Below are 13,774 nucleotides of genomic sequence, written 5' to 3'. Positions count from 1 at the left end.
GGAGAGGTTACCGTGTAACCCGGACAGCCCGACCCGAAGGGGCACGCCCCAATAAAAAACCCACTCAATTGAGCGGGTTTTATTCGTTATAAGGAACTTTTTGTTGTTATGCCAACATAGTAACCGGATTCTCCAAGAAGATTCTCAGCGTTTGCAAGAATTGTGCTCCTGTAGCTCCGTCAACAGTTCTGTGATCACAAGCTAATGTTAGCGTCATTGTATTTCCAACAACAATCTGACCGTTTCTTACTACCGGTTTTTCTTCTATCGCTCCTACTGATAGGATGGCAGAATTCGGTTGGTTGATGATGGATGTGAATGATTGGATGCCGAACATGCCTAAGTTGGAAACTGTAAATGTGCTACCGTCCATTTCGGCGGGAGTTAGTTTTTTGTTTTTGGCTTTGCCGGCTAAATCTCTTACGCCTGCACCAATTTGAGTCAGGCTCATTTGGTCGGTAAAGTTCAATACCGGCACTACCAGACCGTCTTCAACGGCAACAGCAACACCAATATTAACATGGTGGTTGATAATCATCGCATCTTCTCTCCATTGTGAATTCACTTGTGGATGCTTTTTAAGCGCCATAGCACAAGCTTTTACTACCATATCATTAAATGATACTTTCGTATCCGGAACGGTATTGATAACGGCGCGAGATTTCATCGCTTCATCCATCGCTACTTCTATGGTTAAGTAGTAGTGTGGTGCAGTAAATTTAGATTCTGCCAAGCGACGCGCTATGGTTTTACGCATTTGCGAGTTTTTGATTTCTTCGCTGAATTTCTCGCCGGCCGGAACAAATGGTTTTACTGTAGGAGCAGGAGCAGCTTGTGGGGTGCTTGGTGCAACAGCCGGAGCGGTTTGTGCAGCCGCTGAAGGCGTAAAATTCTCCACATCACTTTTGGTTATACGGCCGTTTTCACCTGAACCTTTTACTTGAGACAAGTTGATACCTTTGTCCTTAGCAATTTGTTTGGCTAATGGGGAAGCAAAAATTCTTCCGCCATCCGCTGTTTGAGTTGCTTCAGCTACAGGTGAGGCTGTTGAAACTTGTTCAGTTGCTACCGTAGTAGCCGCTGGTGCAACACCACCTTTTTTATAATTTTCGGCTATGCCGCTAATGTCTGTTCCTGCCGGACCGATGATGGCTAAAACGCTATCCACCGGTGCCGATTGTCCTTCATTAATTCCGATGAATAATAAAGTACCGGCGTTGAAAGATTCGAATTCCATAGTAGCTTTATCGGTTTCGATTTCGGCTAAAATGTCGCCTTCTTTAACTTCGTCACCTACTTTTTTCAACCAAGTCGCTACCGTTCCTTCTGTCATCGTGTCGCTCAAACGCGGCATGGTTACAACAACAACTCCTTTTGGTAAAGTTGTTGGTTGGCTGTTGTCGGTTGTTGGTTGTGAAGTTGGTTCTTGACTTGGAGTAGGAGTTGCTTCAGCTTTTGGTTCATCAGCAGTAGCGGTTCCTGAAATTAATCCTGAAATATCTTCTCCTTCTTTGCCAATGATGGCCAAAAGAGAATCTACTGCAGCGGTTTCACCTTCTTTAATTCCTATATATAATAAAGTACCGGCGTTGAAAGATTCAAACTCCATGGTTGCTTTATCGGTTTCAATTTCTGCTAAAATATCGCCTTCTTTAACTGTGTCACCTACTTTTTTCAACCAAGTAGCAACAGTTCCTTCTGTCATCGTGTCGCTCAAACGCGGCATAGTGATTTTTGTTGCCATAATTATAGTCTGTGAGGGATGAAAGGATAATTTTCTTGTTCGTAAACCACATCGTATAATTGTTGTGCTTCAGGGAAAGGAGATTCTTCGGCGAATGTGGCACACTCTTCTACTAAATCTTTCACTCTTTCGTCTATCACTTCAATTTCTGCATCTGTGGCGTACTTTTTCTCTTTGATGACATCCAATACTTGGGTAATTGGGTCAATTTTTTTGTATTCTTCCACTTCTTCTTTTGAGCGGTATAATTGGGCATCCGACATAGAGTGCCCTCTGTAGCGGTATGTTTTCATTTCTAAGAAAGTTGGTCCATCTCCGCGACGCGCTCTTTCCATGGCTTCGTGCATCGCTTCAGCTACTTTCACTGGATTCATTCCATCCACAGGTCCGCAAGGCATTTCGTATCCTAAACCTAGTTTCCAAATATCGGTATGATTAGCGGTTCTTTCTACAGAAGTTCCCATCGCATAGCCATTGTTTTCACAAATGAATACTACAGGTAATTTCCATAACATGGCCATATTGAAAGCTTCGTGAAGCGAACCTTGACGGGCTGCGCCATCCCCAAAATAGGTTAGGGTAACCCCGCCGGTTTCAAAATATTTATCGGCGAAAGCCATACCGGCACCCACAGGAATTTGTGCTCCTACGATACCATGGCCGCCATAAAATCCGTGCTCTTTAGAAAAGATGTGCATTGAACCACCCATACCTTTGGAAGTTCCTGTTACTTTTCCTAAAAGTTCAGCCATTACTTTTCTTGGGTCAACACCCATTCCGATTGGTTGAACGTGATTACGATAGGCTGTAATCATTTTGTCTTTTCCGCCTAAGTTCATTACGTGTAAAGCACCCGCTAAAACGGCTTCCTGACCATTATATAAGTGAAGAAATCCTCTGACTTTTTGTTGAATATAGAGTGCGGCAAGTTTGTCTTCAAACTTTCTCCAAAACAGCATGTCTTCATACCATTTTAAATAAACTTCTCTTGTTACTTCTTTCATTTGTTACTTTTTGCTAAAGCGTTATTAAGTTCTAAATATGATTCAACGCAAAATAGTTCACTCACACACAAATTTGCGAAAGGCAAAAGTAAAACATTCCCCGTAAGAAGTAAAATTTAAAAGCAGTAATTTTTGCCTATTACAAGAAGTTTTTGTCGAAACTCAGTGGTAATAAATTTTTAATCGAATCTGATTTGTAAACTTCTCCACTTTCTCCCATAAAATAGATTTCAATAGGGGAGTCCTGTTTGAATTCGTATTCAGAAATTGATTGGCGACAGGCACCGCAAGGAGGAATAGGCGACTTAGTTTCATTTGTATCAGATGCCGCAGTAACAGCTAGTTTTACAATCTTGGCCTCCGGATAAATAGCTCCACTTTGAAAGATAGCAACCCTTTCGGCACAAAGCCCTGAAGGATAAGCAGCGTTTTCCTGATTGGAGCCTAAAACCACTTTTCCATTGTCTAAGAGTAATGCAGCACCCACTCTGAATTTGGAATAAGGCGCATAGGCTTTCTTTCTGATTTCAATGGCTTGTTCCATTAAAGATTGTACTTCTTGTGGTAATTCTGCTTTAGATTGGAAAACGGTGAACGAGGTGTTGATATTTATTTGTTGCATTCGAATGGCATAATTATTTCGTTATTGAGGAAAAAAAATCCAAATTTCAAAAGAGAAATTTGGATGTTATTTTTATAATTTTCTATCTATTAATATTCTTCGTATTTATCACCAAAGTTAAACGTTAAGGAGAAACGAAGCGTATTTTCTAATGGGTTTTTTACTTTTGAAGCAGAGAACAAATAAGATACATCTACTTTTACTACATTATATTTAAATCCGGCACCCAAGGAGAAAAATTTTCTGGCTCCTTTTTCCGGGCTTTCGTTGAAGTAACCCAAACGCATGGCAAATGCATCTTGGTATACATATTCAGCTCCTACAGAATAAGTAAACTCTTGTAGTTCTTCACTAAAACCACCAGGCGCATCGCCAAATGATTTAAAGATCCCTGAAACCCAGTTTACTTTATTGTATGCAGCATTGTTTTCATCTCTTAAGGCTATTTCTTCAGGTGATGTTACTAATCCGTCGCCGTCTAGGTCGGCGCTTTGTGGTGTTGGTACTAATAGTTTAGCTAATTCTACACTTACCGATACTTTATTATATTCATCAAAAATAAAATCATAACCACCACCTAACCTCATATTGGCCGGAAGGAAGTTGGCGCTATCGTCATCAGAAGCACCGGCATCATAATTGATTTTTGGACCTAAGTTTTGAAAGTTGAAACCTAATCTTAATCGTCCGTTAAAGTCGGCTAATGCGGTTTCTTCCCCTTGGTAAAAACCGGCAATATCTACTGCAAAAGTACTGGCTGGTTTCGCATCACCGCCCGATTCTGTTGGAAATCTTAATTGAGAACGAATGTATCGTCCGGCTACTGCCATTGAGAATTTTTCACTTAGTTTCAAGGCATAGGAACCGTCAAGGGCTAATTCGTTTGGTTTCACAATCACGGGAACATCTTCTGCTTCTCTTCTGAACTCGATTTCCCCTAATCCGAAGTAGCGTAAACTTACTGCAAAAGCACTTCTGCCATCATCTCCGAATCTTTTATAATAGTTAGCTTGGCCTAACGAAATGTCGTTTACCAAATCTGTTAAATAAGGAGTGTAGCTTGCTGTAAACCCTTGAGCATCTGTTGCAAAAGCATATTTGGCCGGATTCCACTGTTGTGAAAAAGCATCGGCAGAAGTGGCGACTCCTTGGTCTGCCAAACCTGCGGCACGCGCATCGGCTGCCACTAATAGAAATGGAACTCCTGTTGTAATTACTCGACTATCTTGCTGGGCTTTTATAGAGGGTATTGTGGTAAATAATATAAAGAGGATGGCAATTTTTTTCATTTTCAATTTTAATAAAAGTTAACAAATATAGTATTTTCCTAAAGGATTACAAGTTTTTCTATTTTTTCTGCTTTTTTATTCGATAAAGTGGATTTTACAGTCAATTTATAGACATAAACTCCTTTTCCGATTCGGTCACCAAAATCATCTTTTCCGTCCCAAGTTATTTCTCTGCAAAGAAAACCGTCGGTAGTAACCGTTTGGTTTTTGGACCAAACAATTTTGCCGGTAATGGTCATCACTTGTACCTGTACGTCTAAGGGTTCAAACGGCCTGTTGTGTGAAAACCAAAATTCGGTGTAACTCACAAATGGATTTGGATAATTTAGAACATGGTCGAGTGCTATGCTTTCGTCACCAACAACTACGAATTGAATTTCAGCAGTTATTGGGTTGTTATATACGTCCCAAGCTTTGAAAATTAGGGTGTGTAATCCAACAGCTAAATTTCGAAAAGGGAAATATACTCTTCCTTTCGTGTAATCGTCTAATTCCGTTTCATAATAATCATTCATGATGTACGGTTTGCTTTCGTCTCCGTCAAGAATGCCTACAATGTCATGGCCAATTCCACTGGCGGTATTGATGCCGTGTTCATCTTCAAGTAAGGCCAACAAAAATGGTGATTCGTTAGTGATCCCACCATTAACAAAGGTTTCGTCATTCATGTACAGTCTCACTGTTGGGCCGGTATTGTCGGCAACTGCATTGGTATTAATGCCGCCTATTTTAATATCGGTATTGAATCCGGTTTTATCCAATAGCACCTGATTTCGTTTTGCGTAAAAACTAATTCTTCCGTTGTCAACCGGTATTCTGATGTCTCTAGGTACTACAAACCCGAATTCAAATTGGCCATTGTTTACTGAAGCATTTCCTCTGAAAATGGTTTGGCCTAAAGCAGTAAAAGCCATTGTTGGTGCCGTTGCTCCTGAGGCGTTAATCATGGCATCGGTATTGTCATTTCGCAAGGTGTTTACAATAATGTTTTTGTCGAAAATATTTACCGCTAATTCTCCGTTGTAGGTTGGTAATACATTATCATTTTCGTCTAAAACTTGTCCGGATAATTTAACATAAGCTAGGGATTTGAAGTCATCAATCGGACCTGTAATTGGCATATCATTAACTTTGGTTAAGACTATTTTTGGTTTGGCAATGGCCAACATTAAAGCCGGATCGCCCAAATAGAATACTATGTTTGTGGCCGAATTAGGACCGGTGTTTTTAGCTCTGCGTAAGGCTTCAGCAATTGAAGGGTATTCGTTACTGTTGTAGGCAAATAAATATTGTGCCAGAACATCATTAAAATATTGTGCTGTGGTTTGACCAATAGAACGAACTGTGGTGATCATCGAAATGGCGCCTCCTTTTGGATTCCAAAAGGTGTATTCACCGGCGGTAGGTCGGTATGGGTTGTCAAACCTGGAAAAATCACAGGTAATGGTAATGAATAAAGGATATTTGTACCGATTGGATAAATTTTGACCGTCTGATTTTTCCCAAATGCGTTCTTCTGACAAGCCGTCTTCGCCACCATGCCCTAAATAATTAAAGACCAAAGCGCCTTTTTCAAAGGCGGCAAAAAGTTCCTCGCGGGCTTTTGGGTATCGTTTTCCTCCGGCAGAGGTTTCTTGAACATAAGCGTCTAAAAGAATTTTTTTAGGATTGATAAAAGGTTTTTCAAGGGCAATTCTGTCGGCCAATCTGTTTTGGTAGAACTGTAATTGTCTGTCTCCTGATTGGTCTAAATTTGGGTCATCGCCTATAGCTACATAATTATTTCTCCAGCTGCCATAGGATTTTATGTCATGATACTCGATGACTTTGTTTACCATTTCGTCAGCTTGTTGCGGAGAACTGACAATCATTCGTCCTACGGCAATATCAAGACCACCGTAATTAGGAATGATATTCATTTGTCCGTTCAAAGGGAAGATACCAAAATCCATTCGGCCTTCATTGGGTGACATCAATCCGAAGAAATCATCAGCGGTAAAAGAAGATTCTGATTCAGTAAAACTATTTAAGCTTTGGTAGGTAGGAACAATGTTCGTGTTATTTGGAATTCGATCTTTAAAATCATAAGACCCATCGCCAAAAAGATTGAGGTATTTTATGCGATTGTCAGTGGAAGAAGCATTTTCATATACATATTTAACAAAGTTTCTGATGGCGGCTACATCTTGTTTCCCCGAGGAGAATTCGTGGTAAATGTTATCTAGGTTTACCACTTTAACGGTTAAATTGGAATAATTTCTATGAAAATTGGCTAGTTTCTCTGCTTGTGTATTTAAATCTTTAGGCGTTATAATTAAATAATCAACATCCTCAAATTGTCCTTGAGCATTATTGAATATAGTTCCTTTCAGATTTTGATTGTCGACTTTGGCTTTGGATTCTTTAGAAGGAACGTAAAAATCACTATTGTCTATAGCGATATATTTTCTGATTTCTCCTAAATCGGTTTTGAAAGAAAACGAACCGGCATTGGCGTTTTCCACTTTGGTTACATTATAAATGTCGGTTATATCCCAAATTTGACTTATTCCGGCTGCATTCGAAATTTGGTATTCTCCAATTCCAGACAAAGCGTTGGCTTGGTCAAATTGAAATCTAAATTGTTTTCCGTAACCTTGAAGGTTTCTTTTGGCTTTGATGTTGATGAAGTCTAAATATCCTTTTGAACTTGGTACGCTGCCATTGTCATAAGTAATTTTGATGGTTACATCTTCTGAGGTAATGTTTATATTGTTGGTTACTATTCCTTCTAAGATTTTTGCGCTACTCAGTGCATTTAGTGCTCCCAAATTGATGTTTCCGACCAATTGTGTATTGGCTTCGACTTTAAAGCTGGTTGGGGTAAAAGCAGATGAACCAGCGTGTACGGCTATTTGCATTGGGGCGGTGGTGACTAAATTTGGAAAGTTGAAATCAAATTCTTGTATGGTATTAAAATTGAAATCTTCTCCAAACCATAGTCTGCCCAAACGGGTGTAATTTACTTTTTCCGTTTCGTAAAACTGATAGTCATCAAATGTTGAAATGGTAGTATTGGCAGTGCCGGAAGGTTGAGTCATCTCAGTAATTCGCTTGCCAGTTCCACCGGTTGTTGTAACATAATAAAAAGCCTTTTCAGTATAGATGTTTAGATTGGTTTTGTAGTCATCATTCCAATTGTCTAATCCGTCTGCATAGAAAAGAATGTAATCCTGACTGTCAAAAACCCCATCATTTTCTCCTATAAACTGAATGGCATTTTCCTCCAAATCCATTGGATAAGCGACAGAATTTAATAGAGGCAACATTTTTCCACCACTGCCGAATATTTTAATTTTTCTTGGATCAACATTAGTGTCCAAGCCTAAACTTTGAAGGAAACTCTTGCTTATTTTATAAATGCCTGATTTTTTGATGTAAAAGCGATACCAATTCCCTGAACTTAAAACGGAATTTTGAATGGCTTCTACATTGTTAAAAGTGTTTGTGGTACGATTGGCTTGGTTTTGTTGGACTAAGTAACTAAAAGAAGTCAGTTTTTTAAATAAATTACCTTCCTTAATTATGGGAGAAACTGATAATTGACCATAAAATTGGTCGCGGGCAACATTGGTTTTAAAAGAATATTGAAAAGTAGAAGGAATGTTTTTTGGGTCTATATCTCCTAGTTGACTTTCTGCTATTGGTTCAAAAACTTGGTTAGTGATTTGAATGCCGTTTTCAGCAATATCACTTGTTAAATTAAAGGTTAACAGGTGTTTTATGGTTTTTGTGTAACTGTCAAACTGATAATTTTCAGTGTTGAATTGAGGAATATTGAAGGAATAGTCACCTTGAAAGAACACTTTTTTTTCAGTCCAATTCAAAGTGATGTTTCCTTGCTCTTGAGAAATACCTATGAAGGTAACAAATAGCAATAAAACGGTAATAATCTTTTTCATAGTATAGAATAAACGCAAATTTCAACAAAATAGTATAAAAAAGGAAAAAAATATTTTTTTTAGTTCAAAATACAATAAAACTATTATTTTTGCGTTGTATATGAAATGCGTCAAGAATGGCGGGTTTAGTATTAATTTAAAAAAGATGTTGCAATTTAATGGTTAATTCCTATATTGCGGCTCTAAATTTTTACCTACTAAAAATATGAAAGTAAACAAAATTATTGCTGTAAAATTATTGCTGTCATTAGTGATAATGATTGGTTTTACTAGTTGTAGTAAAAAATCCGATTCAAAAGGTGGTTCCAAAGCTACCGGATGGAAAATCAACGATAAAAAAGGAGGTTTTCAGTATGCTTCAAAATTTAAAAAGCAAGCAACAGGTCCTGGTTTAGTTATGGTTGAGGGTGGAACATTTACCATGGGTAAAGTTCAGGATGATGTTATGCACGATTGGAACAACACTCCAAATCAGCAACACGTAATGTCATTCTATATGGATGAAACAGAAGTAACCAATATGATGTACATGGAGTACTTAAATTGGTTAAAAACTGTTTTCCCACCGGACCAAGAAAATTATAAAAACATTTATGAAGGTGCTTCTCCTGATACTTTGGTTTGGAGAAATCGTCTAGGTTACAATGAAACCATGACCAATAACTATTTGAGACATCCGGCTTATGCTGAATATCCTGTAGTTGGTGTGAATTGGATTCAAGCTACAGAGTTTGCCATTTGGAGAACTGATCGTGTAAACGAAAAAATTCTTGAAGAGCAACGTTTCTTGAAAAAAGATGCTAAAGTAACAGATGTTTCTGCCGATAAAGTTTTCAGTACTGAAGCTTACTTAGCGTCTCCTTCAACTGCCATGGGTGGTGATACTAACATAGTTTTACAAAAAGGACAAAAATCTGGTAAAGCTCCGAAAGCTGCCGCCGCCGGATCAACTAACACAGCCGGAAACAGTCCAAAAAATGTTTACGCTCAAAGAACATCAGGTTTAATTTTACCTGAATACAGACTTCCAACCGAAGCTGAGTGGGAATATGCCGCTGCTGCTGACGTAGGTCAAAGAGAGTACAACGCATATAAAGGGCAAAAGAAATATCCTTGGTCTGGAACTTATACCCGTTCTGGTAAAAGACAAGTAAGAGGTGATCAATTGGCTAACTTCAAACAAGGAAAAGGTGATTACGGTGGACTTGCAGGTTGGTCTGATGATGGTGCCGATATCACTAACAAAGTTAAATCGTATCCTCCAAATGACTTTGGTTTGTATGATATGGCAGGTAACGTTGCAGAATGGGTTGCCGATGTTTATAGACCTATTGTTGATGATGAAGCTAATGACTTCAACTACTACAGAGGTAATGTTTATATGAAAAACAAAATCGGGGAAGATGGTAAAGTAGAATTAGTAACTGCTGAAACGCAAAAATTTGATACTTTGTCCAATGGTAAAATTGTATCAAGAAACTTCCCAGGACAGATTGCTCAAGTTCCTGTTGATGATAAAGAAACTTATTTAAGACAAAACTTTGATAAATCTGACAATAGAAATTATCGTGATGGTGATAAACAATCTACAAGATATTTCAAATTTGGTAACTCAGAAGAAGGTGATGAAAAAGGAAAATTGAGAGATGACCAAAGAATGTACGATTCTCCTAGACATAATGTTTCTACGGATAGTTTAGGAAATATGATTAAAAAATATGACAAGTCTAACAAGAGAACAACTTTAGTTAACGACGATGTTAGAGTTTATAAAGGTGGTTCTTGGAGAGATAGAGCTTATTGGTTAGATCCTGCTCAAAGAAGATACTTCCCGCAAGATATTGCTACAGACTACATTGGATTCAGATGTGCTATGTCTAGAGTTGGTCCAAAAGCGGATAAAAAGAAAAGACCTAGAAACTAATTTTAGTTTTATGATTAATACCAAAAAAGCCCTATTTTTAAGGGCTTTTTTATTTTAATATATTGCCAATGACCATTCAGCAGATTCATGACTTATTTTTAAAGTGTTCTCAAATTTCTATAGACACTAGAAAAATTGAACCTAATTCTTTTTTTGTAGCCATAAAGGGAGAACGATTTGATGCCAATACTTTTGCCAAGGAAGCCCTGGAAAAAGGAGCTGCTTATGTTATGATTGATAACGAAAATTTTTATGTTGACCACAGAACAATATTGGTTCAAGACAGTTTAAAATCACTACAAGAATTAGCGCAATACCACAGAAATTTTCTAAAACTTCCTATCATTGCCTTGACCGGTAGTAATGGTAAAACCACTACTAAAGAATTAATCAAAGTGGTTTTGTCTAAAAAGTTCAAAACTCTTGCTACAGTTGGTAATTTGAACAATCATATCGGTGTGCCGTTAACGTTATTGTCTTTTACAAAAGATACAGAAATTGGCATCGTTGAAATGGGCGCTAATCATCAAAAAGAGATTGAATTTTTGTGTGAGATTGCGCAACCTGATTTTGGCTTTGTTACTAATTTTGGCAAAGCCCACTTAGAAGGTTTTGGCGGTGTAGAAGGTGTTATCAAAGGGAAGAGTGAGATGTATGTCTATTTAAAAAGCAATGACAAATTGGTATTTGTCAATTTAGATGATGAAATTCAAAATAGTAAGACTATAGATGTTAAGCGCTATACCTTTGGACAAATTGACAAAAGTGCTGATGTTTTTATTGAAAGTATTGTTGCCAATCCTTTTGTAAAAATAAAAGCTTTGGGTGTTGAGATTGTCTCGCATTTGATTGGGTTGTATAATGCCAATAACATTAGTGCTGCAATTACTATTGGACATTATTTTGGCGTTAATCCGACGGAAATTAAAGGGGCTATTGAGAGTTATATACCTGAAAACAATAGGTCTCAATTGTTGACTAAAGGAACTAATGAAATTATACTTGATGCTTATAATGCGAATCCAAGTAGTATGAAAGTTGCCCTTGAAAATTTTATACAATTAGACAAATCCAATAAAACTATAGTTATAGGGGATATGTATGAATTGGGAAATGAAAGTCATACAGAGCATAAATTTATTATTGATTTTTTGGATAAAGTGGCTTCCTTTGATTGTCATTTTGTGGGTAAAGATTTTTTTGCCAATGCCAAAGACAGTCATTTTTTACATTTTTATCCCACATTTGAAGACTTTGCCAAGCATATTTCTTCCCTAAAATTGGATCAACAAATAATATTAATTAAAGGTTCTAGAGGAATGGCTTTAGAGCGAACTTTGGATTACATTTAAAATTTTTTTCGAACTTTTTGTTTTGGAGTGCCATAATATTTTAATAGTTCTTAGTATTTTTAAATGATTTAATAGCGTCTTATTATAATTTTAAATTAGGCTATAATTGGATTAGAAGCTTATTAAAATTCAGTAATTTATAAATACTTTTTTTACACAAAAAAAAATATAAGATTACTTTTGCTTGATGTGATATAATATTGGATAAATACAATCTAAATAGTACCTTTAGATTAATTGTATTCAAATAGACATTTAATAAATTAAAATAATATAAATATGAAGAATATTACTCTTATCAAGAAAATATTAGTTCTCATTCTAGTTGCGTTTTCCTGTAATGGTTTTTCACAAACTCAATACACTATTAGTATGTCTGCAACAGCCCCAACCGATAGAACGATAGATGTTACTTTAACGATTACAGCTAACACTAATCAAAGATTTGGAGGATATCAAGCAGGAATTAATTTTAATACCGCAATCATAAATGGTGGTACTATTTCCGCAGCATATGTGCCTAATTCCAAGAGTCCGGAATTGGCGGCTATGATTATTCCAACACCAGGTGTAGCTACTGCAGGACATATTCGTCTTAGTTTACAAGCCTTGTCAGGAGCAAATGGAGTAGATATGGCACAAGGAACTACATTAACACTTGGAACATATAAGATAACGAATACTGTTGCTTGGACTACAGGTAGCAATGCTAATTTATGGTTGCAAAATGTATTAGCATCAGGAAAAACAAATTCACTTGTAAATGGTTATCCATTCGGGTTAACCACTCCTGCTACTAGTTATACAACTACAGCACCAGTTGCCGGATCATTAGCATTGGGATATACTCAAGCTAGTCCTTTATCTCTATTTTTAAATGCGTCAACACCAGATTGCGCAACATTAGGGAATGCGGTTACTACACCGGTGACTTGTTTTGCAGGAACTGATGGAACTGCTACAATTACTTTGTCTGCATTAACGCCAAGTGTACCGGCCATTACTTATACAATTGATGGAGGCTTAGCGCAAAATGCAACTCTAGTAAATGGCTCCTTTACTATTACAGGTTTAGCAGTTGGAACTTATTCGGTAGTTATATCAAATGCCGGTTGTCCTGATCTTACCGTTCCAGTTACAATATCTGGTCCAACAACTCCATTAACAAATGTCACTAACGAATCAGCTTGTGATAGTTATTTATGGTCTGTTACAGGTTTAACATATACTTCAAGTGGGTCGTATAATGGCACTTCAGTAAACGGAAGTGGCTGTGTCGTAAATGAAACCTTAAACTTGACCATTACCAATAATCCATTAGATTATGCTAACCTTCAGTTTCCTGCATCTGCAACTATTTGTGAAGGAAGTACTTTAACCGCATACGGACAAGTTTACGAACTTGGTTTGACTGAAGCTCCTGGTCAAGCTCCGGGAATATCTGTAGAGTTTGGATTAAGTACAACAAATACTAACCCGGCAACTTGGACAAACTGGTCTTCTGCTTCTTTCAATGTTCAAGTGGGAAATAATGATGAGTACCTATTTACAACTAATAGTGCACTTGCTTCGGGGACATATTACTATACTTTTAGATATGCTCAAACCGGGTGTACAGGATGGCAATACGGAGGTTTTCCAAATGGTTTCTGGAATGGTACAACTCAAAATAGCGGATTATTAACCATAACGCCAAGCACATCAAATACGATTACAGCAACGGCTTGTGATACTTATACTTGGTCTGTAAACGGAACTATTTATACAGCTTCGGGAACTTATACTTCAGTAGTAGGATGTCATACTGAAACTTTGAATTTGACTATAACGCCGAGCACATCAAATACGACTACAGCAACGGCTTGTGATACTTATACTTGGTCTGTAAACGGAACTAT

At 37.4% G+C, this 13,774-nt stretch carries 8 protein-coding genes; 3 read left to right on the top strand and 5 right to left on the bottom strand.

Annotation, left to right across the window (positions count from 1 at the left end; genetic code table 11):
* Nucleotides 1–106 precede the first annotated feature (106 nt).
* The 5 genes from ICG50_RS12765 to porU all read right to left on the bottom strand — a co-directional run bounded on the left by ICG50_RS12765 (nt 107) and on the right by porU (nt 8,600).
* Nucleotides 107–1,744, bottom strand: a complete 1,638-nt coding sequence (locus ICG50_RS12765) for a pyruvate dehydrogenase complex dihydrolipoamide acetyltransferase (RefSeq protein WP_187661290.1) — start codon at nt 1,742–1,744, stop codon at nt 107–109.
* A gap of 2 nt (nt 1,745–1,746) precedes the next feature.
* A complete protein-coding gene (pdhA, locus tag ICG50_RS12760; protein WP_171223397.1) occupies nt 1,747–2,748 on the bottom strand; it encodes a pyruvate dehydrogenase (acetyl-transferring) E1 component subunit alpha in 1,002 nt (333 codons plus the stop codon).
* Between the two features lie 139 nt (nt 2,749–2,887).
* Entirely contained in the window at nt 2,888–3,370 is a 483-nt protein-coding gene (gene cdd, locus ICG50_RS12755) for a cytidine deaminase (protein ID WP_187661289.1), read from the bottom strand.
* A gap of 89 nt (nt 3,371–3,459) precedes the next feature.
* A complete protein-coding gene (gene porV / locus ICG50_RS12750) occupies nt 3,460–4,659 on the bottom strand; it encodes a type IX secretion system outer membrane channel protein PorV (protein WP_187661288.1) in 1,200 nt (399 codons plus the stop codon).
* Between the two features lie 38 nt (nt 4,660–4,697).
* Nucleotides 4,698–8,600, bottom strand: a complete 3,903-nt coding sequence (gene porU, locus ICG50_RS12745; RefSeq protein WP_187661287.1) for a type IX secretion system sortase PorU — start codon at nt 8,598–8,600, stop codon at nt 4,698–4,700.
* Between the two features lie 205 nt (nt 8,601–8,805).
* Between porU and gldJ the strand changes: the two genes are divergently transcribed.
* From gldJ to ICG50_RS12730, 3 genes are all read left to right on the top strand, one after another.
* Nucleotides 8,806–10,524, top strand: a complete 1,719-nt coding sequence (gldJ, locus tag ICG50_RS12740; protein ID WP_187661286.1) for a gliding motility lipoprotein GldJ — start codon at nt 8,806–8,808, stop codon at nt 10,522–10,524.
* Nucleotides 10,525–10,592: 68 nt separating this feature from the next.
* Complete coding sequence (locus ICG50_RS12735) at nt 10,593–11,876, top strand: UDP-N-acetylmuramoyl-tripeptide--D-alanyl-D-alanine ligase (protein ID WP_187661285.1); 1,284 nt, start codon at nt 10,593–10,595, stop codon at nt 11,874–11,876.
* A 372-nt stretch (nt 11,877–12,248) separates the two neighbouring features.
* The coding region (locus ICG50_RS12730) for a hypothetical protein (RefSeq protein ID WP_222940212.1) at nt 12,249–13,774 on the top strand (1,526 nt) is incomplete at its 3' end.

Source organism: Flavobacterium buctense (genome assembly GCF_014486695.1).
Lineage (GTDB): Bacteria > Bacteroidota > Bacteroidia > Flavobacteriales > Flavobacteriaceae > Flavobacterium > Flavobacterium buctense.
This window is presented reverse-complemented; position numbering and strand designations above follow the sequence as displayed.